The sequence below is a fragment of the Pseudoalteromonas sp. D15MCD-2 genome, from assembly GCF_038562745.1.
Lineage (GTDB): Bacteria > Pseudomonadota > Gammaproteobacteria > Enterobacterales > Alteromonadaceae > Pseudoalteromonas.
Window position 1 is genome coordinate 2693271 of the sequence record NZ_JBCFQE010000001.1, and the last position, 21148, is coordinate 2714418.

The 21148-nt window shown below is 40.3% G+C and carries 25 protein-coding genes and 1 tRNA gene; 7 read left to right on the forward strand and 19 right to left on the reverse strand.

All coding sequences use genetic code 11. The features are described from left to right. Positions 1-20: 20 nt before the first annotated feature. The 5 genes from AADY36_RS12375 to AADY36_RS12395 all read right to left on the reverse strand — a co-directional run bounded on the left by AADY36_RS12375 (position 21) and on the right by AADY36_RS12395 (position 3482). Complete coding sequence (locus AADY36_RS12375; protein ID WP_054562218.1) at positions 21-704, reverse strand: flagellar hook assembly protein FlgD; 684 nt, start codon at positions 702-704, stop codon at positions 21-23. A 13-nt stretch (positions 705-717) separates the two neighbouring features. After that, the gene (flgC, locus tag AADY36_RS12380) at positions 718-1149 is read right to left on the reverse strand and encodes a flagellar basal body rod protein FlgC (RefSeq protein WP_054562219.1); all 432 of its coding nucleotides are present in this window, start codon (positions 1147-1149) and stop codon (positions 718-720) included. Positions 1150-1151: 2 nt separating this feature from the next. Further along, on the reverse strand, positions 1152-1562 hold the full coding sequence (flgB, locus tag AADY36_RS12385; protein WP_054562220.1) for a flagellar basal body rod protein FlgB: 411 nt from the start codon (positions 1560-1562) through the stop codon (positions 1152-1154). Between the two features lie 135 nt (positions 1563-1697). Further along, the gene (locus AADY36_RS12390) at positions 1698-2528 is read right to left on the reverse strand and encodes a CheR family methyltransferase (protein ID WP_054562221.1); all 831 of its coding nucleotides are present in this window, start codon (positions 2526-2528) and stop codon (positions 1698-1700) included. Between the two features lie 21 nt (positions 2529-2549). Then, the gene (locus AADY36_RS12395) at positions 2550-3482 is read right to left on the reverse strand and encodes a chemotaxis protein (RefSeq protein WP_342409034.1); all 933 of its coding nucleotides are present in this window, start codon (positions 3480-3482) and stop codon (positions 2550-2552) included. 142 nt (positions 3483-3624) lie between these two features. On the opposite strand from AADY36_RS12395, the gene flgA reads away from it, so the two are divergent. The 3 genes from flgA (at position 3625) to flgN (ending at position 5152) form a co-directional block, all read left to right on the forward strand. Then, complete coding sequence (flgA, locus tag AADY36_RS12400) at positions 3625-4329, forward strand: flagellar basal body P-ring formation chaperone FlgA (RefSeq protein WP_054562223.1); 705 nt, start codon at positions 3625-3627, stop codon at positions 4327-4329. 78 nt (positions 4330-4407) lie between these two features. After that, positions 4408-4728 (forward strand): flagellar biosynthesis anti-sigma factor FlgM, encoded by a 321-nt coding sequence (gene flgM, locus AADY36_RS12405; RefSeq protein WP_054553314.1) that lies wholly within the window; start codon positions 4408-4410, stop codon positions 4726-4728. Further along, entirely contained in the window at positions 4721-5152 is a 432-nt protein-coding gene (gene flgN, locus AADY36_RS12410) for a flagellar protein FlgN (RefSeq protein WP_054562224.1), read from the forward strand. The genes flgM and flgN overlap by 8 nt, the downstream gene beginning before the upstream one ends. Positions 5153-5252: 100 nt before the next feature. Here flgN and AADY36_RS12415 read toward each other — a convergent pair whose 3' ends face one another. Beyond that, complete coding sequence (locus tag AADY36_RS12415) at positions 5253-5711, reverse strand: LPP20 family lipoprotein (RefSeq protein ID WP_054562225.1); 459 nt, start codon at positions 5709-5711, stop codon at positions 5253-5255. A gap of 110 nt (positions 5712-5821) precedes the next feature. Here AADY36_RS12415 and AADY36_RS12420 point away from each other — a divergent pair, with 110 nt between their 5' ends. Continuing rightward, positions 5822-7012, forward strand: coding sequence for a flagellar assembly protein FlgT (locus tag AADY36_RS12420; protein ID WP_055020695.1), 1191 nt, complete (start codon positions 5822-5824; stop codon positions 7010-7012). Here the strand turns inward: AADY36_RS12420 and AADY36_RS12425 are convergent. After that, positions 6995-7894, reverse strand: a complete 900-nt coding sequence (locus tag AADY36_RS12425; protein ID WP_054562227.1) for a LysR substrate-binding domain-containing protein — start codon at positions 7892-7894, stop codon at positions 6995-6997. The genes AADY36_RS12420 and AADY36_RS12425 overlap by 18 nt on opposite strands. A 109-nt stretch (positions 7895-8003) precedes the next feature. Here AADY36_RS12425 and AADY36_RS12430 point away from each other — a divergent pair, with 109 nt between their 5' ends. The 3 genes from AADY36_RS12430 to AADY36_RS12440 all read left to right on the forward strand — a co-directional run bounded on the left by AADY36_RS12430 (position 8004) and on the right by AADY36_RS12440 (position 11644). Further along, positions 8004-8732: a glutathione peroxidase gene (locus AADY36_RS12430; RefSeq protein WP_054562228.1), complete on the forward strand. Its 729-nt coding sequence runs from the start codon at positions 8004-8006 to the stop codon at positions 8730-8732. 232 nt (positions 8733-8964) lie between these two features. Continuing rightward, positions 8965-10398, forward strand: a complete 1434-nt coding sequence (gene nhaD, locus AADY36_RS12435; protein ID WP_082422933.1) for a sodium:proton antiporter NhaD — start codon at positions 8965-8967, stop codon at positions 10396-10398. A 181-nt stretch (positions 10399-10579) separates the two neighbouring features. Further along, positions 10580-11644 (forward strand): zinc-binding dehydrogenase, encoded by a 1065-nt coding sequence (locus AADY36_RS12440; protein WP_342409035.1) that lies wholly within the window; start codon positions 10580-10582, stop codon positions 11642-11644. A gap of 72 nt (positions 11645-11716) precedes the next feature. Here the strand turns inward: AADY36_RS12440 and AADY36_RS12445 are convergent, their stop codons facing one another. The 12 genes from AADY36_RS12445 to AADY36_RS12500 form a co-directional block, all read right to left on the reverse strand. After that, positions 11717-13030, reverse strand: coding sequence for a HipA domain-containing protein (locus AADY36_RS12445; protein ID WP_055197935.1), 1314 nt, complete (start codon positions 13028-13030; stop codon positions 11717-11719). Further along, positions 13014-13316, reverse strand: a complete 303-nt coding sequence (locus AADY36_RS12450; protein ID WP_055020691.1) for a helix-turn-helix domain-containing protein — start codon at positions 13314-13316, stop codon at positions 13014-13016. The genes AADY36_RS12445 and AADY36_RS12450 overlap by 17 nt, the downstream gene beginning before the upstream one ends. A gap of 282 nt (positions 13317-13598) precedes the next feature. Further along, positions 13599-13673 (reverse strand) — tRNA-Arg (locus AADY36_RS12455). 133 nt (positions 13674-13806) lie between these two features. Continuing rightward, entirely contained in the window at positions 13807-14472 is a 666-nt protein-coding gene (locus tag AADY36_RS12460; RefSeq protein WP_342409036.1) for a FlgO family outer membrane protein, read from the reverse strand. A 3-nt stretch (positions 14473-14475) separates the two neighbouring features. Beyond that, entirely contained in the window at positions 14476-15150 is a 675-nt protein-coding gene (locus AADY36_RS12465; RefSeq protein WP_054562231.1) for a FlgO family outer membrane protein, read from the reverse strand. Between the two features lie 14 nt (positions 15151-15164). Beyond that, positions 15165-15758 (reverse strand): FlgO family outer membrane protein, encoded by a 594-nt coding sequence (locus tag AADY36_RS12470; RefSeq protein ID WP_055020737.1) that lies wholly within the window; start codon positions 15756-15758, stop codon positions 15165-15167. 240 nt (positions 15759-15998) lie between these two features. Further along, entirely contained in the window at positions 15999-16607 is a 609-nt protein-coding gene (locus AADY36_RS12475) for an SPOR domain-containing protein (protein ID WP_342409037.1), read from the reverse strand. Positions 16608-16680: 73 nt separating this feature from the next. Next, positions 16681-17217 (reverse strand): SPOR domain-containing protein, encoded by a 537-nt coding sequence (locus tag AADY36_RS12480; protein ID WP_160318715.1) that lies wholly within the window; start codon positions 17215-17217, stop codon positions 16681-16683. 461 nt (positions 17218-17678) lie between these two features. Next, entirely contained in the window at positions 17679-18560 is an 882-nt protein-coding gene (galU, locus tag AADY36_RS12485; protein ID WP_054562235.1) for a UTP--glucose-1-phosphate uridylyltransferase GalU, read from the reverse strand. 26 nt (positions 18561-18586) lie between these two features. Beyond that, complete coding sequence (locus AADY36_RS12490) at positions 18587-19438, reverse strand: thymidylate synthase (RefSeq protein ID WP_054562236.1); 852 nt, start codon at positions 19436-19438, stop codon at positions 18587-18589. A gap of 13 nt (positions 19439-19451) precedes the next feature. Next, entirely contained in the window at positions 19452-20255 is an 804-nt protein-coding gene (lgt, locus tag AADY36_RS12495; protein WP_054562237.1) for a prolipoprotein diacylglyceryl transferase, read from the reverse strand. Between the two features lie 14 nt (positions 20256-20269). Continuing rightward, complete coding sequence (locus tag AADY36_RS12500) at positions 20270-21079, reverse strand: sulfite exporter TauE/SafE family protein (protein ID WP_055020682.1); 810 nt, start codon at positions 21077-21079, stop codon at positions 20270-20272. Between the last annotated feature and the right edge of the window lie 69 nt (positions 21080-21148).

Consider the following 21148-nt stretch of genomic DNA (forward strand, 5'->3'; position numbering starts at 1 on the left):
CTAACCCAAACCTTTTTTACTTATGCGATTTCAGCTATATCAGTTAGCCTAACCGCACCCTCTTTTGTATTTACGATAATGCCGCTTGCGCCATTAATATTGACACTTTCAATATTCTTAAAGGTCGCCATTGGCATACTGCTGTAGTCTCCATTTACAAAGCCTTCAGCACTGATGTCATATTCACCTTCAGGTAGCACATTGCCATCATTGTCTTTACCATCCCATTCAAAACGAAGTGCACCCGCTGACTGAGAACCTAATTCAATGGTACGCACTAACTGGCCTGATGAATCCGTTATTCTTAGCGTTAAAGATTCAACAGCGGTTTCTGCAACCACCGACCCTTTAGCTAGATTTTCGCCATCAAAATCAATGGTGTCAGACTCAAGTAACGCTTGCTTACCAACAAGAGTCGAAGCCTGTAACGCAGAATTTGATGTCATTGATGCAGTGAGTGAATCAAACTTCTCGTTTAAGTTTGAAATACCTTCAGCCATGGTAAAGTTCGTCATCTGCGCAATCATTTGATCGTTATCAGCAGGATTACTCGGATCCTGAAACGACAACTGCTGTGTTAACAACGAAAAGAAATCTTCCTGAGAAAGCGTGTTGTTGTCTTCTTCAGTTGTTTGCGTACTACTTTGATTCCAACGCAAACTATCCATATAGGATGATGATGCAGAGCTGATGTCGTTACTCATAACTTATCCTCGGTTACCGTTGTCCTAACAACAGTGTTTTACTTAACATTTGCTTAGCTGCATCAGCAACTTGCACATTTGTTTGGTAAGAGCGAGAGGCAGAAATCATATTTGCCATTTCTTCTACAACATTAACGTTAGGTTTGTAGATATAACCATTTTCATCCGCACTTGGGTGGTTCGGGTTATATTCAATTTGTAGAGGTTTATCACTCTCTACAATGCCTAACACTTTAACGCCAACAGAAGAGCCCTGAGGATTGCTTTGTGATGCTGACGCTTTAGTCAACTCTGCAGCAAAAACAGGGTGGCGCGCTCGATATGTCTGATCTTGACTAGAACTAATCGTATTTGCATTCGAGATATTACTGGCTGTGGTATTTAAGCGAACATTTTGCGCACTCATACCGGTTGCTGAAATATCAAAAACATTATACAAACTCATGATTAAGCTCCTTGACTACCGAGGGCTTTTTTAAGGCCTTTAATTTTACTACTCATAAATTGCAGGCTTGCCTGATACTCTAATGAGTTCTGTACATACAAGTTTCGTTCCACTTGTATATCGACTGAGTTACCATCACCTGTATCTGCTTGATTTGGCGTACGAAACATTTCTGCGCTGCCAACAAAACGACTGCCCCCGGCAATATGTTTAGCATCGGTTCTTACCATGCTATTGCCGCCTTGTTGGTTGCTTTTTGCCGCTTTTAATGCCGAGGCAAAATCGATATCTTTCGCTTTATAGCCCGGCGTATCAGCATTAGCGATATTTGTCGCTAATAACTCAGCGCGTTGTGAACGGATCAACATCGCATGAGGATGAACACCAAATGCTTTATCAAAACTGATAGCCATAACCATCTCCAAAAAATTGACTCTGTAGTGGTTAATGCAAAAGCTAAGCCAAAAATTTAGGAGTAATTTGATTTATATAAGAGACTGAAAAATAGGTAAATTTAGCAACCTAAGGACTAGGTTGCTAAGGAGAGTTTACTTTTTCTGATAGATGATACCTGGGTTACAACGAACCATATCAAAGCTATCACTTAAGCCCGCCATTGATTCTGACGCACCTAAAAACAGGTAACCTTTCGGGTTTAAAGCTTGAGCAAATTGAGAAATGATTTTAGCTTTTACTTCTGGTGAAAAGTAAATCAACACATTACGGCAAAATATGATGTCAAACTTGCCCATTAGGGCATATGAATCGAGTAAGTTTAAATGTCTAAAGCTGACCATTTTACGTATAGGGTCAACTACCTGAGCCATTCCATTACCGCTGTCCTTGAAGAACTTTTGACGACGCTCCATCGACAAGCCACGAGCGAGCGCCAGCGAGTCATACTCAGCATTCTTGCACATATCAAGCATGGTATTAGAGATATCAGTGCCAATAATTTGCGCACCCATCTTTAATACACCTGGGTTTTTAGATTGGAACTCGGCAACAGACATAGCAATTGAGTACGGCTCTTGTCCTGATGAACTTGCCGCTGACCATATTTTTAGTGGCCTACGCACATCTTTAAGCTCAGGAAATAGTTTTGTTTTCAATAACTCAAACGGATATTGGTCACGAAACCAAAGCGTTTCATTGGTTGTCATCGCATCAACGACAGCGGCACGAAGCTGCCTCTCATGAGGGCTTAGTGTTTTACTTACCAACTGTGATAAAGACTCAACATTAAAACGCGCCATAAGCGGCGCAAGGCGGCTTTTAACTAGATAAAGTTTATTATCGCCAAGCACAATGCCACATTGTTGCTCTAAAAAAGAGCGGAATTGATCGTATTCGCTTTGTTGTAAATGCTTATTTTCCAAAGTAATACCACCTATAAATAATTAATCACAATGAACCCACTTCTTCACAGCTGTCGCTAATTCATCTGGGTTAAATTTTGCAATAAAATCATCAGCACCCACTTTTTCGATCATTGCTTGGTTAAACACCCCACTTAAAGAGGTATGCAAGATCACATGCAAAGGTGATAATTTTGGATCTGCCTTAATTTCAGCGGTTAAGGTATAACCGTCCATTTCTGGCATTTCTACATCAGATATTAATAGACCAACACGTTCAGTAATATCATTTTGACAATCGAACTGAGCAATCTCTCTTAAACGTAAAAGAGCTTCTTTTCCGTTTTTAGCTAGTTCAGTTTGTACACCTAGAGGTTCAAGCGCACGCTTGACTTGGTTTCGAGCTACTGCAGAGTCATCAGCAATAAAGACAATACGCTCACCCAAGTCACGCTGAATCTCACCTTCACCAACTACTTCAGCACTCACTTCAGTGTTAACTGGGCAAATTTCGTTTAATATCTTTTCTACATCGAGAATTTCAACTAATTCGTTTTCAATCTCAGTGACCGCAGTTAGGTAAGAATAACGTCCGGCTCCCGAAGGCGGCGGCATTATTTTTTCCCAGTTCATATTCACGATGCGTTCAACACCACCAACTAAAAACCCTTGCACTGAACGGTTGTACTCAGCAATGATGATAAAACTGTCTTTGATATTTTCAATTGCAGGGCCACCTACAGCCATCGATAAATCAATAACAGAGATAGTTTGACCACGGATATGCGCAACACCGCGAATGTACGCATTTGATTTAGGCATGTTAGTAAGTGGTGGACATTGCAGAACCTCTCTTACTTTAAACACGTTTATACCAAAGCGTTGTCGCCCTCTGAGTTTGAATAATAGTAATTCAAGGCGGTTTTGCCCAACCAACTGAGTACGCTGGTTAACTGAGTCTAAAATGCCTGCCATTTCAATCTCCTAAAGATAAACAATCAGAGCTGGAACAATAATTGCCTTCTTTGTGTTAAAGCTACATAAGGTTACAAAGCGTCTGTTTTTTGACGCAAAATATTTATACCTTGTTTTCAACCATAAGCATAGTCGAAACAATATGAGTTTGTTAAAAAAAAGCCGAAGATACAGTGTTTTTTATTTTCTTACTAGCCTGTTGTTTACAACACAACTACAGGCAGAAGTTTATAATACCGAGCAACTTCAACAAATCGCCATCGATTTTGTTAGCGAGCAGCTCCCTGATCTGGACACCACACCTCAAATTAGTGCTTTACCATTAGATAGTCGCATTCCTGAGAGGTTATGTGAGTCACCAATTAACAAAGAGTTACCAACAGAGCCTCCTTTTAATCGGCAGGTAACTGTACAACTTAAGTGCCAAGATTTAAATAGTTGGACCCAATACGTTCACGTGCGCATTATTGAGCTCGAACCTGTGGTTGTTGTTACCACTAATTTAGCCCGTGGAGAGGTCATTCGCCCTGAACATTTACGCCTCGAAATGAAGCCAAAGCAATTTGTTAGAACGCAATATGTTCAAGATGAGGCTATACTTATTGGCAGTCGCAGTAAGCGCAATTTACGTGACGGCACACCTATTGTTATGAGCCAAGTTTGTATGGTTTGTAAAGGCGATAATGTAACTATCTATGCTTCATTACGCGGGTTAAGAATTAAAACCACCGGAATTGCTCTAGAAGATGGTACGTTAGACGAATTAGTACGTGTAAAAAACAAAAAATCAGGTAAAGTATTAAATGCACGTGTGGATGGGGTCGAGTCTGTACAAGTAAATATTTAATTTTTTATATTTATGCTAAAGTATCCGCTGTGCCCGCCGATATAAAGGCATATGTTGGGTAATGTATAGGTCAAAATTATGGTAAGCAATGTCAATAATGGTCAACAACAGCCTTCTGTGTTGACAAATACCAAGCAAAAAAAGCTTGATTTACAAAAAGATAATGCTAATGCAGCCGCTGCAAAATCGGCCGCACCAAAAGCAAGTGCAGATTCTGTGAGCTTAACTCCTCAAGCTAAACAGCTAAAATCTTTGCAAGAAAAAGCAGAGCAATCATCTGGCTTTGATAGCAATAAAGTGGCTGAGCTGAAAAAAGCAATCAGTGAAGGTAAATACCAAATTGATGCTGAAAAGCTAGCAAAGAACATCGCTGCATTCGAGTTTGATGTCTATGGCTGATCATAATCATTTAATAGCTAGCAAATTAACACAACAAGTTTCGTGCTTGGAGTCTATTGCTGCGCTGTTAGATGATGAGTTGACAGCCATTGCTGCAAAGCGTGGCGACGGATTAAAGAGTATTGCCCAACAAAAAATCTCTTTGCTCCAACAAATTCAAACCATTGATAAAGAAGTGCAAAAGCTTGTTGCGCACAACGAATCGCAAGATGACGAAGTAAGTGCACTTATTAAGCAAGTAAATACTCTCCTAGCAAGCTGCAAAAAGAAAAACGATGTAAACGCTCACGCGGCCCATCAAGCACAGTTGAGTGTTAAGCAACTTAAAGATATTTTAATCGGCGCACCATCATCGATGACCTACGACCAAGGCGGTAGCGTGATTCAAGGCGATAAGAAAATCGTTCACAACTTGAAAGCCTAAATACTATTTCATTAAAAAAGCGCGATAACTAAGTTATCGCGCTTTTTTAATGCTTGCAGAATTTGCTGGGCTTATACAGCAAGCCAATACTAAGTTGCACCTAATAATATGTTACTTTTTTTACTTGGCGCGGTTTTACTTCGCCGATGTATAAATCGTGCACTCGCTTCATATCAAGCTGTAATTCAGTTGCGTAGGTGTCCCCTACTGCATAGGTTTTAATAACCTGTGCACCTTTGATCACACCTTGTACTTGGCTTTGTAATTGATCATTATGAGCAATGCTGTTTTGCACTGTAGTGCCTGCGGAAATTCTTTGCCCGTAAACTTGCTCAGCAAGCTCGCGGTAAGCTTCAAGCTTTGAGGCTTTAATCGCAAGTAGAGTACGCTGCGATTCATTGCTACCTGGTTGAGCACTAATTGGCGCATAACCCACGGCTTTTAGCACTGGGTAGCTATCTGGCTCAATGTAAGTGTATTCTACATGTTTATCAAAAATACTACTGCAGCCGGTTAATGCTGCGCAGGCAACCAGCCCACCGAATAGAAGTGCTCGCATAATTTGCTTCCGCTTAAAACTCTTTGGCTACAAATATGCACGTTTAATGCCACTGTGGTACAGTCCTTGCTCATTTAGGTTATTCATTGGTTTTAATGCTAGGTGTCAGCATGAAAAATAAAACAATAGCCAGCTTAAAAGGCCTTGGCTTAGCCTTTACAATTTTGTTTTCTAACAATAGCTTAGCGCAGTGGTTTGAATCTACAGGCCATGCAGTTGTAAAAAATGGCGATACGAGCCAAGCCAAATCTGCCGCCATTAAAGACGCCATAACTCAAGCTTTAGTGTTTTCTGGCGCTCGAGTAAGCTCTGTACAGACACTAGTTGACGGGGTTTTGACGCAAGATCAGCTAAAAATAAGCAGCCATGGTGAAATCCAGAAAATAGAATTGATCAGCGAAGACCGCCATAACGACACCTATGCCATCACGCTTCGCCTCGATATTTTTGCCCAAGCAGAAGAATGCCCTGCAAACCAATACACCAAATTTATTGCCGTGACACAAAGCCAACTCGCCAACCGCGAGCAAGCGCGTATGGGCCAAATTTTTGACGTAAACAAAGCCATTAGTGAACACTTATATGCTAGCTTAAGTAATACGCAAATGGCAGCTAAACCGACAGCCTATTACAATATGCCGTTGCGAGTAGATCATTTTTTCACTCAGCAATACGATTACAGTAATGCACTACTTGAAGAGATCACTAGCCGCAGTAACTCGCAATATGTATTACTGAGCCGTATTCGTGATTTATCGGTTAACCATAAGATCAACAACGATTATGCATTTTGGCAAGATGATAGTTTCAAGCGTGCATACAAAGTAGATTACGTCTTATTTGATGGCACCACTTACGAAAAGCTCTGGCAAAAAAGCTACCAAACAGAAGGTATTTGGCCGTATAAAAAGACTGAGATCATCGATGTATATAGCGACCGATTTTGGGCAACTGACTATGGCCAAGCTATTAGCGATATAAACCAAACCCTAACCTATGACTTACAAGCAGCCATGGCCTGCTTACCCACCCAAGGTAAAATACTGCATATCGAAAACGACAGACTAATCATCAACTTGGGTAAGGCGCATGGGCTTGAGCAAGGGCAAATTTTAAATATAGCCCATCATAATTACCTAACGGATGCACAGGGTAATAAGCTTCCGCACAAAATCACCACACTTAATCAAATAAAAGTGACTCAGCTTTATCAGCAATCAGCGGTTGCCATGAGTATAGATAAGCAACCACTACCTAACATTCAAATTAACGATATTGTTGAATTAGCTGCTAGTGAGTAAATGAGCTTGTAGGCCTTCATGAGCATTTAGCCAGTTAGCTAATTGCTCAACACCAGCTATATGTGGGTAGTGCTTACGAGTTGCAATGACAACTTGGCGTTGCTGGTTTGGTGTTATAGCTAAATACTTCACTCCTTCACGTGGTGTACATGCAAGCTTAGGAACAAAGGTTACCCCATCATCCATTGCCACCAGCGCGAGTAAGGTTTCAATACTGTTACCTTTATATTGATTCGAGACTTCAACCCCAGCTGAAAAGCAAAATTGCTCAGCTTGCTCCTTAAAGCAATGCCCTTCGTTTAACATTAATAAGTCACATTCATGTAATTGAGCTAAGGCAACTTCAGTATGTTGTGCTAAAGCGTGTTGCTCAGAAACCGCAACTAAAAAGTCTTCTTTATAAAGCGGTGACACATGATAAGGCGCTAAATCGGCAACATCAGCAACAATTGCAATATCAATCTCACCATTATCAAGGGCCACCAGCGTTTGCGCTGTTTGCATTTCTATAAATGAAAACTGGGTTTCACTAAATGCCTGCTTCATAGAAGTTAAGAGTGTTGGCAGTAAATAAGGTGCAATGGTAGGAATAATACCGACATTGATTTTACCCTTTAGTGGGTCATGTGAGCTGGCAGCTATTTCTTTAAGCACTTGGGTTTGATCTAGGATCAGTGTGATCTGCTTAAGAAGTTGTTCACCTTGCACAGTCAACGTGACCTGTTTAGTTGAACGGTCAAAAATAACAACTCCTAGCTCTTGTTCAAGCTTTTTAACTTGTCCGCTTAATGTCGGTTGGCTGACATAGCAAGCATCAGCTGCTTTTCTGAAGTGCTTATATTGTGCAACCGCTTTTACGTATTCAAAGTCTTTTAAATTCATATCACACCACCAATAGCTTTTACCTATCATACTAATACAAACAAACGATTGGAGCTATCATAAATTAAATCGCATAATGGCACTCAACAAATCAAGAGGAATCAAAACAATGTTAAACAATATCGAAGGCCAAAAAGTACCAAACGTTACATTCGCAACACGTGTAGACGAGCAGTGGAAATCAATGACCACTGACGAAATTTTTAAAGGTAAAACAGTTGTGCTATTTGCATTACCAGGTGCATTTACACCAACATGTTCATCAACTCACTTGCCACGTTATAACGAGCTTGCGGCTGTATTTAAACAAAACGGTGTTGATGACATTGTATGTATTTCTGTAAACGATACCTTCGTAATGAATGCATGGGCACAAAACCAAGAAGCGCAAAATATCACTTTATTGCCAGACGGCAACGGCGAATTTACCGACGGCATGGGTATGCTAGTCGATAAAAACGACTTAGGTTTTGGTAAGCGCAGTTGGCGTTATTCTATGCTGGTAAAAGACGGCGTTATCGAAAAAATGTTTATCGAGCCACAAAAGCCTGGCGACCCGTTTGAAGTATCTGATGCAGATACCATGCTCGAATACATTAACCCAGCACAGGTAAAACCAGAATCAGTGAGTATTATTACCAAGCCTAATTGTCCGTTCTGTACAAAAGCTAAAGCGTTACTAGAGACGAAAGGTTATGTGTACGAAGAAATCGTATTAGGTCAACACGCTTCATTAACTAGTTTAAAAGCGATTTCTGGTCGTGAGACAGTGCCGCAAGTATTCATAGGCGGTGAGCACATTGGTGGCTCTGACGATTTAGAAAAACACTTTGCATAATTTTCAAGTTGGGGCTGCTAATTGCAGCCCTTTATTATTTTAAAACCACAACACATTGATTAAATTATAAATTATATAACTGGTCTGCTCTCGCCATCACCCGTATTTATATTCAAAATACCAACATCTTAGTTACCAATTTGTTACATAAAGCAAAGAATGAATCTAAAATGTCTGCAGCTACATTTACTTAAACCGTAACGAAATTAAGATGATTTAATTGGAATATACAATGAAAAAACTAACACAAGGATTGCTCCTTTCCTTGCTATGTTTCGGTGGCCAAGCTCATGCTGCGTCAACTGGTACTATCGATTTACTCACCCACCCTGTTGGCATTATATGCCTTGTTATTTTTATCTTTGCTTATGTGCTCGTCATACTCGAAGAAAAAATTCACTTACGCAAATCAAAACCCGTATTGGTTGCAGCCGGGATTATTTGGACCCTTATTGCTTGGCAGTACAGTGCACAAAACTTATCTGATCTTAGCACCGACGCATTTCGTCACGCCTTGTTAGAATTTTCGGAGTTAATGCTATTTTTGCTCGTTGCGATGACCTATATCAACGCCCTAGAAGAGCGTCGTTTATTTGATGGCCTAAGAAGCTGGCTGGTTGCTAGAGGCTTTAGCTACAAGCAATTATTTTGGATAAGCGGTGTACTGGCATTTTGTATTTCACCTGTAGCCGATAACTTAACTACTGCCCTACTTTTATGTGCAGTGGTAATGAAGGTAGCAGCAAATGATAACCGCTTCATTGCTATGTCGTGCGTCAATATTGTAATAGCCGCAAATGCCGGTGGCGCATTCAGCCCGTTTGGTGACATCACGACACTGATGGTTTGGCAAGCCGATGTTGTTGCCTTTACCGAGTTTTTTGTTTTATTCCTACCAGCTTTAGTCAGCTATATTATTCCTGCTTTCGTTATGTCTTTATTTATCAATAACCGACACCCGGATACGGCCGATGAAGATATTGAACTTAAACGCGGTGCGCTTCGCATATTGTGCTTATTCTTACTGACAATACTCACCGCCGTCGTGCTAAAAACCGCCTTTGGTTTACCACCGGTTGTGGGCATGATGATGGGTCTTGGCTATTTACAGTTTTTTGGTTACTTCTTACGCGTGACACTCCCCGGCTCTCTTGCCAGAAAGCGCGCGATGGCAGAGCGTGAAGGTGACAAAGAACGCTTATCTCGCTTAGGTAACGTTGTTCCTTTTGATGTATTTAGCCGTGTATCGAGAGCCGAGTGGGACACGCTCTTGTTCTTCTATGGCATCGTTATTTGTGTTGGAGGCTTAGGGTTTATCGGCTACTTAGCGCTGCTTTCTGACTTACTTTATAACAACTGGTCTGCTACCGGTGCGAACATTATTCTTGGTTTAATGTCAGCGGTAGTCGATAACATTCCAGTGATGTTTGCAGTGTTACAAATGATGCCTGATATGTCGCACGGTCAATGGCTGCTTATTACGCTAACAGCAGGAATTGGTGGCAGCCTGTTATCAATTGGCTCTGCGGCAGGAGTTGCACTAATGGGTCAAGCGCGAGGGATCTACACATTTAATAGCCACTTAAAATGGTCGCCGGTCATTTTACTAGGTTACTTTGCTGGAGTATTAACTCATTTATACCTCAATACAGCCTACTTCGGCTAAGACTTAATAAAGTAAAAACCCTTATCACTTTGAGGGTTTTTACTTTAAATATTCCACAATGAGCAGTTTATAAACAGACATGTCGTAATAAGCTGTGTTTTTGTCGTAAAAAGTCAAGATTAAGGCAGGCGCTTTACTTTAGTCTAATAATTCACAAATAAGGTGAATTGAGGACACACATATGAGCCAAATGAATTCTGTTGCCATGCAAAATGGCAAGCTGCATGTAAAACAAATTGATATTCCTACACCTGGACCCGGCCAAGTACTGGTAAAAAGCCTAGCTTGCGGTATTTGCGGTTCTGATATTCATATAACCCGCCACACCAGCGATGTATTCGATATCTATAAAAACCTTGGCATCATGGCTAAAGATGCAGGCGATGACCAAGAAGTGTTATTAGGCCATGAGTACGCGGCAGAAATCGTTAGCTACGGCCCAAATACTAAAGGCGAATTAGCTAAAGGCACCCGCGTAACCTCTGTGCCTATTTTACTTTCTGCTGGCGGCGCTGGCGTAGGTGTAACCCCTGGGCTATATGGTGCCTACTCTGAATACTTTATTGTTGATGAAGCCTTAATATTACCTATCCCTGATGCTGTTCCATCAGAAGCGGCAGCCATTACAGAACCACTTGCTGTTGGCCTGCACGCAGTGAACCGCGCACAAATGAATAATGATGATGTTGCCATTGTGGTTGGCTGTGGCCCAATTGGCCTTGCCGCGATTGCCGCGTTAAAGCTTCAAGGCGTAAAACACATCGTTGCCTCTGATCCACAAGAGAGCAAAAAACAAATTGCCCTTGAATTTGGCGCCACAGAATATGTTAACCCTATGGCGGATGATGAAGTTGCTACAGCCGCAGCACTTGCGGGTAACAACAAGGTCGTTATTTTTGAATGTGCCGGTGTAAGCCGCTTATTGAACGACTACATTTTACGTGCACCGGCAAAAGCAAAAATCATTGTAACAGGTGTACATACCGCACCACTAAACGTTAACTTTGCCTATGCCACAGTGAAAGAGCTCGACCTTATTTTCTCTTATTACTACCAGCCAGAAGAGTTTGCACAATCACTTGAGAACATTGCGTCAGGCAAAATTGCATGGCAAAAAATGCGTACTGGTAAAGTCGGCATAGACGGCGTACAAGGTGCGTTTGATACCTTATTTAAACCAAACGACCATATCAAAATCATCATTGAACCATGGCGCACAGGCGAGCTTGAAAAAGTAACGGGTTAATTTAGTTTAAAAACGAGTAATAACTCTGCAGCTTAGAAATTAACAATCAAACGTTAATTTCTAAGCTATAAACTATAGTTCGATATCAGGGATTACATTTGCCTGCTCAAGAAAATGATCACAACGAGCATTAACTATATCAAAGTAATGCTTTAGATATGACACTTGTGATTCTGAAGGGCTATCAACAAGCGATATTGCCTGTTGTAAATTATTTTTAATACTTGTCGCTATTTTAGTTAGATGGCTTTGTAGTAACTTTTTTGAAATTCCATTTTCATCTGCAAAGTCAACTAACTGATAGGCATTAATTGCATCAGGGTCAAACTCATCTCCTATACTCATAGCTAGATCCTGTTCAAACTCTGGATACATTTTAACGTTTACTAAATCATAGAATGGCGCTGGGGTTAGACCTGATTTTTGCACAAAAAAGCTAAAGTTTTTGCCATGTGCATCTGAGTTGTAGATAAAAAGATTAAATAACGCCCACTTTAAAATTTCAATTTTTGCTGCTATTGGGTTTTCGCAGAGTTCAGATAGCGCAAACAGTTTTTCAAAGCTTGCACCATCGCGAATGTGACTAACATCTCGCTGCTTACCTAAATTTCTTTCGTACTTTTTATCAACCCCTAGATTACAAGCTTGGCATGCATCAATCATATGCCTGCGCTTTACACTTTCGGGGCTAAACAATTTTCTATCAAACCTTTCTACAAGTAACGCAGGGTGGTGATCAAAATATTTAAGTTCAACCTCTGCAACACTTAACCCAGCTAGTTTTGCAAGTTTCATTGTTACAAATTCATTTATAACAAGATGTTGCTGATTATTCTTTTCAAACTTAATAATATGGGTAGAGCAAAGGTCTCCTTCACCAAAACCTAACTTGCTATCAACTGACAATACATTTAATTTTGATTGAACACCTGCTACTGACAATCTTGGTTTGCCGTCCCAGACTTCCAAATGCCATAGTTGAGGATCAGATAACCTTTTGATCAGTTCAGCATCACTAATAGCGATAAAGTTACTTTTTACTTTATCGTTTAAAGCACCTTCAGGTAAAAACATCATAGCCCCAGAGGTATCTTTACCAATTCCACCGATCTGAGCAAATACATTCGTCCGTGATACCCCTAAGTAATCTATTAAATAATCTAGGCCCTTATTTTCGGGTAGTAAATTTTGTAAAAAACGTCTGATATTGACAGAAGGTATGTCATGTCCAAAAGGTAAATGAGGAGATATTGGAAAGCCTTCATCCACCCACTCTTGTTGATAACTCAATGATAAATTATCGCTTTCTCTAGAAAGATGTAATTTACCAACCAGCTTTTGGCTATAAATTATGTCGAGTGTATATCTATCAAACCCAGACGTCATTCTCATCCTCCAGAGGTGAGTTAACTGTACTATCACTTTGCCATGGCTCAATTGATATCTTAACGCCTAATGCCGAGACAACTTTCATTAACGAGGCCAATTTTACATCTGCACTACCTTGTTCAATATTTATGTATGTCTGCTTTGATATACCCGAAAGTAATGCAGCGTCAGTTTGCGTGATATTGCTTTGTGTTCTCTTCGCTTTAATAACGTCACCAAGCAAAGAAGGTGTGAACGCTCTACTTAAATCTGGGGATTTACTCGCTTTAACTTTCTTTGCCATCACAATCTCAATTTGAACAATGTTTCTATAAAAGTCTAATCTATCAGACTTTTATTTCAACCTGCACCATAAAATAAAATAAGTCTACTTTAAAAGACTTTTACAGTTTTAAACTTAAAAGGTCACAATAAAGTCCAGTTTAGTAGACTTTATTTTCAAATAATGGCAGCATCTCCATTAAAGTCTACCTCAATAGACTTTAATAATTTTCACTATTACTTTGGTCATTAGTAATTATATTTTTGATGAAATTATTAGGGGTGCTATTCAAAAAATGAGATTTGGTAGCCCCTACAGGAATCGAACCTGTAACTGCCCCTTAGGAGGGGGCCGTTATATCCATTTAACTAAGAGGCCACTCAAAAGCTGAGGTAAAGCTTGTAGCTTGTAGCTTGTAGCTTGTAGCTAAAATTATAACGGTCTAAGGCTTTGGTAATCAAGAGAATAAACCAATCGACTTGTTAGTAAGTCGATTGGCAAAATAATGAGGCTAGTTAACGCGAGCAGTTGCTGATTTGATTGACTCATTCTTTAGCACAAAATAAGGGATCACTTTTTGTGCGCTGGCAATAACCAGCTTTGAGTTTAAATTAATTACTCGAGCATTCACTTCAACACCATTTGGGCGATATATAAGCGTGCCAGTAAGAACATGGCTGGCAATGCGACGCTCTGCCAACTCTTCTACATCACGCGACATCACAAAATCACCACGTGAGGTCACACTAATGATATCCATCGCTTTAAAATCAACAACGCCAAACCCAAATTTTTGCAGCTGGTGCATCATTGTTTCAGAGAGTTGATTACCAAGTTGAGAGCTATTTTTTAGGCTCGCATCTAAATCAACAAAGCTAGTTATGGCTATTCCTAACTCGCTTTCTTGTTGCATGGTATCCACTAACTCAAGGGCCATTTGCTCGACATAATTAACAACGGTTTTATGATGTTGATAAGGCACAAATAAACGATGGTTAGCATTATCCTGCTGCATACCTTTTTGCTCAAGCGCTTGCAGCATAGCAACATAATCGACTTGAGTACTTGCTGATGCAGGTGCGCTTTGAGCGGTATTTTGCGGCTCTGCTGATTGCTCTGGCAGCAATTGGCAGCCAGAAAGCGCGAGCGTTAACGATGCGAAGACAAAACCTTTCATAGCTTACTCACTTGCTTGTTTAAGTGTAATACCATCACTACGGTTAGTACTATCAAGGGCATCAACCACTGATTGTGGTATAAAGCCTTGAGCTGAACCTACAACAGCTTTGCTTGCTAAACCAACAATGCGGGCATTAACGAGCACACCACTTTGATGATTAACCAAAGTACCCGCCAATACATAATTGAAGTTTTGATCTTGGCTTAACTCTAAATAATCACGACTGAAAACATAGTCACCACTTGGCGTCACACGCATATAATCAGTGGTTTTAAAATCAATGACAGGCACACCAAACGCATGAAGTTCATGAATAAAACTTTCGGCAATTTGATTACCCAGCAAATTTGTTGAGTTGTAATCTGCATCAAGGTACACAAAGCTTGAAACAGCAACTGGTGTGTTATCACTAACATATTGCAAGTTTTCAACTAAATCCTGCATGATGCCACGTACATAGTGATTGATATTTTTACGAGTTGGGGCTGCTGTAAAAGTGCTGTTATTCATTACCGCCTGATTGGTTTGAAACACACTGTCATTACTATGCGGCGCGGCAACTTCTCTTTGCGCAGCTAACTGAGGATCATTTTCGTGTTGTGTTGCATCACCAGTTAACATTGACGAGCAACCAAAGCCAAACGGCAAACATAAAGTTAAAATTAAACGTTTCATTAAATGAGTTCCTCTTAATATTCGCTTCGATACAACTGGCCATCACGTTGCTGAACTTTTTCAGCGCCCCACATTACATTGATAGGGATTTCGGTGCTTGCTGCTGATACTATTCGCAGATCTTTGGTATTTACCAATCGGGCGTTAACTATGTAGGCATGTTGTTGCCGCGTCAGTGTGCCGGTAATAACAAAGTCAATATTCTGACGTTGACGCAAAGTATTTACATCACGACTAAGTACACTATCGGCCGATTGCTGCAAATTTAAAGTATTTTCTAATCGATACTCTATGGTATGAAAACCAAGCTGAGTAAATTGCGTTAATAAACTTTCTTGAATTTGCTGACTCAAGCCACTGCCCTGATCTTCTGCTAAATCAGTACCTAAGCCATCAGCCATATAAAAACTGGTCACAGCAATACGTGCATTGCCTTTGTAAGGGCCTTGAATACGGCTCAGCTGACTACTTAAATCAGCAACGTATTGGTGCACCGTATAAGGTGCCATCGGCGATTTTGGGGTTTCTCTAGGGGGCGTTTTTTGTGGCTCTTCAGTTAAGCTACAACCCACCAACACTAAAAAAACTGAATAAAATAACAGGCGCATAATTGCCATCCTCACTAAACTTAGTAAGTACAAAGCAATAATTATGCCTAAGTATTATTGTTGATGGGATTATTATGAAAAGCCGAAGCGTGGTAACAAGAACACGTCACTTCTAAAATACCAATAAGCTAGCGTTGCATTCAGACAATGATTTAATTGTGTAGGCTGATGTAACTAATTTTTTGAGGAGGCGAATGGTTTATCAGAAGGGTCAATTCCCTTCTGTTGTTAAATAAGCGGTTATAGTATCTGCCCAAGAAACGGTGCCGTCACACAGGTTTGCCCCATTCTTTTGGCTATCTCACAAAATGCAGTAGCCTGAGTATAATTTGCAAATGGACCAGCCCTCAATCCATACAAGGTTACGCCTTTTTGCTCTCGTGTTTTAAAACGAAAATCAAGGTCATTTAAAACAGCAGGATAATCACGTTTAAGCTTTAAGACCTGATGACTAACTTTTTTCGGCGTTAAATATAAACCTAATTGCACGCCCGCTTCAGCCGCTTTATTTGCTGCAATAATCGCCTCAAGTGAGTCTGTGGATGATGCTTGCTGTACTTGCGTTTGTTCGCTTTGATGAATAATCACATCATTTTGTGGCTCAAATTGTGATGGTTGTGCGGTTAAATCGCTATTGGCTGAAAGCACTTCGATTAACAACGCAAGGTCTTTTTCCATCAACGCAAGACGTTCAATACTAGGTTGTTTATTTTGCCACTCGGCAGCAAATTGCTGTACTTGCTGCTCAGTGTAAGCTGGCTGGGTTTGCTCTTGGCTCATCATACATGCTGTTAGAGCAGTTAAGCAGATGGTTATAAATAGATATTTAGAGAAAATAGAAAAATGCATGGTGACGTCAATTCTAAAAAACAGACTTAAATCTTAGCAATAAAAATGCCATCTTTAGAGTGAATATTTGACGCTAAAAATAAATTCGGTTGTCAGTGTAGTTACTTACCCAGCAATCAATGCCTTGTCGTTTAATCGCTTCACAATCAGCTTTCGCGTTTTTCAAATACTTATAGCCACCAAACTTAAGTCGATAGTAGGTATGCTCATTTACATCAGCGACTTCAACATTAAGTATCGGCTTTCCTTGAAAAATGCTGGGTGCTCGTTTAGCCATTTTCTTTAATGTATAAGCTAGATCTTGTTCCGTATTAACAGACGCTAATTGCAAAGCAAATGCATAGTCAGGTTTAACAGAGTCTTTAGAGTCGCTTGATAGTGCTTGAGAAGTATCAGCCTGATCTAACACTGTACTGACCGGTTCACTTTGGGTTTGCGCCAACAAAAGTGAGTTTTGCATTAGCGTTACATCGCTAAGGTACTGAACAACATTGAAAACAGGAAGCTTGTTAAAAGAGATATCAGGAAATGCCTTATTACTGCAACCAGACACAGTCAATAACACCAACAGGTATATACTGTAACGCAAAGGTTTTGAGCAATATTTCATAAGTAGGATTCTTAAACGTACCATTAAAAATTTGCTTCTTTTTAAAGAAGTCTATCTGTTAGCACTTACCTATACAAAAACCATAAAAGTGATTTACGGCATTGCATAAGAAAACTCTAACACATTATTTGTTATTATAATATTTTCAGTACAGCGCTTAACTAACTGCAATAAAAACTTAATGACACCCTAATACTTAAGTTTTCATATTAGACAACCTAAAGCAATAAAAATCCGTCTTTACATAGGTATTTTTATAAGTATAGCTGAGTTTAACTATCCTACAGGGGTAAATAAGCATCTCACTGATCTTTAATCTTAACAATGCGTTAAGACTTAGGTATATCAGAAAAATCCTTTATTGGGTAATAATCGACAATTGGGAGGAACATGTAAATAACAAAAAAGTGCCATATAGACACTTTTTTTTACATAATTTTCAACTAGGTAATTTGAATTGCTTATTTAACCAGCGACTTTATGAAGTCTGTAAGCTCACCTTTGAATTCATCACGACGCAGTGCAAACTCAACGATGGCTTTTAAATAACCAATTTTGCTACCGCAATCATGGCTTTTACCCTTCATTGAGTAAGCATCAACAATCTCTTTTTCCATGAGCATGGCAATGGCATCTGTTAATTGGATTTCATCGCCTGCACCGGCTGGGGTTTTTGCAAGTAATGGCCAAATATTTTTGCTCAATACATAGCGACCCACAACAGCAAGATTTGATGGTGCTTGATCAACTGGAGGCTTTTCAACCATATTTAAAATAGCTGCGCTTTCACCTTGATTGATTTTTACATCACCTAAGTCGACAACACCGAACTTGTCTACTTCGTTTTGCGGCACAGGCTCAACCATAATTTGGCTCTCGCCGGTGGTTTCAAAACGCTGGATCATTTCAGCTAAGTTATCTTTTTTAAGGTCGCTTGCTACATCATCGATGATCACATCCGGTAAGATAACAACAAACGGTTCATCACCTATGATAGGTGCAGCACAGTTAATCGCATGACCAAGGCCTTTCGCTTCACCTTGGCGAACATGAATAATTGTTACATCTTTCGGGCAGATTGATTGTACTTCTGCGAGTAACTGACGTTTAACACGCTTTTCAAGCGTTGCTTCTAACTCAAAACTGGTATCAAAGTGGTTTTCAATTGAGTTTTTACTTGAATGCGTTACTAGAACAATTTCTTTAATTCCTGCTGAAATTGCTTCATTTACAACGTACTGAATCAACGGGCGGTCAACAATAGGAAGCATTTCTTTAGGGATTGCTTTTGTTGCAGGTAACATACGCGTGCCAAGACCAGCAACTGGGATCACTGCTTTCATTGATTTCTCCTTAAATTTTATTGTTCTTAAACTGAAAACGGATACTTAATTGCATCGTGACACTGATAACCTACTACTTCAAAATCGTCTTTTGTAACCCAGGTTTCAATGTCTTCTAGTGATTTAATATTTGGGTTTATTTTTAATTCTGGCGACGCGAATGGCTCACGCTTAAGCTGCACATCACGCATCAACTCAAGTTGGTTTTCATAAATATGCGCATTCGCTATTTTATGATACGCCTTACCCGGTTTGTGGCCGGTGATTTGTGCAACTAAAGCAAGTAACACAAAACATTGAATTTGATTAAAGTTCAAACCCAGCGGCACATCGCAGCTACGTTGGTATGATGTTAAGTATAGGGTATCGCCCAACAAAGAAAAGGTGTGCGTGTGCATACAAGGGCGTAAACAGCCTAACTCAAACTCACCTGGGTTATAAAAAGTGACGATTTCACCGCGATCATCAATCCCTTTTGATAAGTTATCGATAACTTTTTTAAGTTGATCAAGGTGGCTGCCATCCGGACGTTGCCAACTGCGGCCTTGCACACCATACACTCGACCCATATCATCTTCACCACGACGATGTGGATTTTCAAGCCAAGCTTTGTTTTCGTTTGCGTTAGCATTCCAAGTCATACAGCCGATATCACGAAACTGTGCAGCGCTGTCGTAACCACGTAAATAACCAAGTAACTCCGCAATCGCCGCTTTGTAAAAGCTCTTGCGCGTTGTTATTAGCGGAAACTTATTATTTGCCACATCATATTCAAGATCGGCATTAATAACGGTTAAACACTTAGTCCCTGTGCGTTTGTTCTCAACCCACACACCTTCGTCAACAATACGCTGACATAAATCTAAATACTGTTTCATTGATTTGCTCTTGTTATGCTTTGCTTGCCACACTGTGTTGCGGCTTTTTATAGGCCCATATTAACAAACCAAGGCCACCAATTACCATCGGCAATGACAGTATTTGCCCCATCGAGATAAAGCCTGCGAATAAACCTAAATGAGCATCTGGCTCACGGAAATATTCAACAATAAATCTAAACACGCCATAGCCAAGTAAGAACACCCCAGCAACACTTCCCGCTGGACGAGGCTTTTTGATAAACCATTGTAAGATTAAGAACAGCACCAAACCTTCTAAAAAGGCTTCGTATAATTGTGATGGATGACGGGGCTCTGGGCCACCTGATGGGAAAATAAACGCCCAAGGTACATCTGTCACTCGGCCCCATAACTCGCCATTAATAAAGTTACCAATACGTCCAGCTAGTAAACCAAGCGGTACGAGTGGCACTACAAAATCACCTACTTCAAACAATGATTTTTTACGGGTCCAAGCAAAAATTGCAATGGCTGTAATTACACCCAACGTGCCACCATGGAACGACATACCACCTTGGTCAATTCTGAATAAGTACAATGGGTTTTCAATAAAGTAGCTGAACTGATAAAACAATACATAACCAATACGGCCGCCTAGTATTACCCCGAGCATGCCGTAAAATAATAAGTCACTAACTTGTTCTTTTGTCCAACCTGAGTTTGGTTTTTCTGCTTGACGATTAGCAAGCCACATAGCCAAAGCAAAACCAATTAAATACATTAAACCGTACCAACGTACGCTAAGCGGGCCTACCGAAAAAATAACCGGATCGATATCTGGAAATTGAAGAGCCATAAAAATAAAAACCTTTAACTAAACACCATTTTAAGCGCAATTATGACAAGTAATAGCGCGAATACTTTTTTTATTGTTGCCACAGGCAAGTAATGCGTGGCTTTGGCACCTATTGGCGCAATGAGCGACGAGGTAACCACAATCCCCACTAACGCAGGTAAATACACAAATCCGGCAAATCCATCACTGAAAGATGTTAATTGCCACCCGGCAGATACGTAACCCACCGAGCCGAACAGCGCAATGACAATACCACATGCAGCAGCACAACCAATGGCCTTTTTAATATCAACAGAAAAATAATGCAGTAGCGGCACAATAAGCGCCCCGCCGCCAATACCAATTAGCCCCGACAGCGCCCCCATTATGGCACATAAAAAGCCAAGAATAGGCCCTGATGGAAGCGGTTTTTCACTGGCGGCTTTTTTTCGTGTCGATAACACCATTCTGAGCGCGATAAACACCACGCTACCAGCAAAAACAAAGCGCAGTAGCTGCTCTGGGATAAAGCTTGCTGCAAAACCACTGATCAATGCGCCTAGGCCAACACCAGTCATAACCCATGGGGCAATTTCCCAAGGCACGTTAGCATTACGATGATGAGCAAGGGCTGAAGAAGTCGAGGTAAAAATAATGGATGCTAACGAGGTTGCTATCGCAATGACTAATACATGGCTTGGATCGGCAACATTAAACGACACTAACAGCGCACTAAGTACCGGCACGATGATAAGACCACCACCAATGCCTAATAATCCGGCTAAAAATCCAACCACGCTGCCCAAAATTGCGCAGTACACCATTAAAAGTATTACGTCATGCATAGCACACTCATATATTCAATTTGTTATATACATATACTAAACTAATATATAGGCGCTTCACAGCACAAT

Bases quoted from the DNA above. Each gene is read 5' to 3' on its own strand.
- AADY36_RS12375 (WP_054562218.1), bottom strand. From the start codon at position 704: ATGAGTAACGACATCAGCTCTGCATCATCATCCTATATGGATAGTTTG.
- flgC (WP_054562219.1), bottom strand. From the start codon at position 1,149: ATGAGTTTGTATAATGTTTTTGATATTTCAGCAACCGGTATGAGTGCG.
- flgB (WP_054562220.1), bottom strand. From the start codon at position 1,562: ATGGCTATCAGTTTTGATAAAGCATTTGGTGTTCATCCTCATGCGATG.
- AADY36_RS12395 (WP_342409034.1), bottom strand. From the start codon at position 3,482: ATGGCAGGCATTTTAGACTCAGTTAACCAGCGTACTCAGTTGGTTGGG.
- flgA (WP_054562223.1), top strand. From the start codon at position 3,625: ATGAGTTTGTTAAAAAAAAGCCGAAGATACAGTGTTTTTTATTTTCTT.
- flgM (WP_054553314.1), top strand. From the start codon at position 4,408: ATGGTAAGCAATGTCAATAATGGTCAACAACAGCCTTCTGTGTTGACA.
- flgN (WP_054562224.1), top strand. From the start codon at position 4,721: ATGGCTGATCATAATCATTTAATAGCTAGCAAATTAACACAACAAGTT.
- AADY36_RS12415 (WP_054562225.1), bottom strand. From the start codon at position 5,711: ATGCGAGCACTTCTATTCGGTGGGCTGGTTGCCTGCGCAGCATTAACC.
- AADY36_RS12420 (WP_055020695.1), top strand. From the start codon at position 5,822: ATGAAAAATAAAACAATAGCCAGCTTAAAAGGCCTTGGCTTAGCCTTT.
- AADY36_RS12425 (WP_054562227.1), bottom strand. From the start codon at position 7,894: ATGAATTTAAAAGACTTTGAATACGTAAAAGCGGTTGCACAATATAAG.
- AADY36_RS12430 (WP_054562228.1), top strand. From the start codon at position 8,004: ATGTTAAACAATATCGAAGGCCAAAAAGTACCAAACGTTACATTCGCA.
- nhaD (WP_082422933.1), top strand. From the start codon at position 8,965: ATGAAAAAACTAACACAAGGATTGCTCCTTTCCTTGCTATGTTTCGGT.
- AADY36_RS12440 (WP_342409035.1), top strand. From the start codon at position 10,580: ATGAGCCAAATGAATTCTGTTGCCATGCAAAATGGCAAGCTGCATGTA.
- AADY36_RS12445 (WP_055197935.1), bottom strand. From the start codon at position 13,030: ATGACGTCTGGGTTTGATAGATATACACTCGACATAATTTATAGCCAA.
- AADY36_RS12450 (WP_055020691.1), bottom strand. From the start codon at position 13,316: ATGGCAAAGAAAGTTAAAGCGAGTAAATCCCCAGATTTAAGTAGAGCG.
- AADY36_RS12460 (WP_342409036.1), bottom strand. From the start codon at position 14,472: ATGAAAGGTTTTGTCTTCGCATCGTTAACGCTCGCGCTTTCTGGCTGC.
- AADY36_RS12465 (WP_054562231.1), bottom strand. From the start codon at position 15,150: ATGAAACGTTTAATTTTAACTTTATGTTTGCCGTTTGGCTTTGGTTGC.
- AADY36_RS12470 (WP_055020737.1), bottom strand. From the start codon at position 15,758: ATGCGCCTGTTATTTTATTCAGTTTTTTTAGTGTTGGTGGGTTGTAGC.
- AADY36_RS12475 (WP_342409037.1), bottom strand. From the start codon at position 16,607: ATGCATTTTTCTATTTTCTCTAAATATCTATTTATAACCATCTGCTTA.
- AADY36_RS12480 (WP_160318715.1), bottom strand. From the start codon at position 17,217: ATGAAATATTGCTCAAAACCTTTGCGTTACAGTATATACCTGTTGGTG.
- galU (WP_054562235.1), bottom strand. From the start codon at position 18,560: ATGAAAGCAGTGATCCCAGTTGCTGGTCTTGGCACGCGTATGTTACCT.
- AADY36_RS12490 (WP_054562236.1), bottom strand. From the start codon at position 19,438: ATGAAACAGTATTTAGATTTATGTCAGCGTATTGTTGACGAAGGTGTG.
- lgt (WP_054562237.1), bottom strand. From the start codon at position 20,255: ATGGCTCTTCAATTTCCAGATATCGATCCGGTTATTTTTTCGGTAGGC.
- AADY36_RS12500 (WP_055020682.1), bottom strand. From the start codon at position 21,079: ATGCATGACGTAATACTTTTAATGGTGTACTGCGCAATTTTGGGCAGC.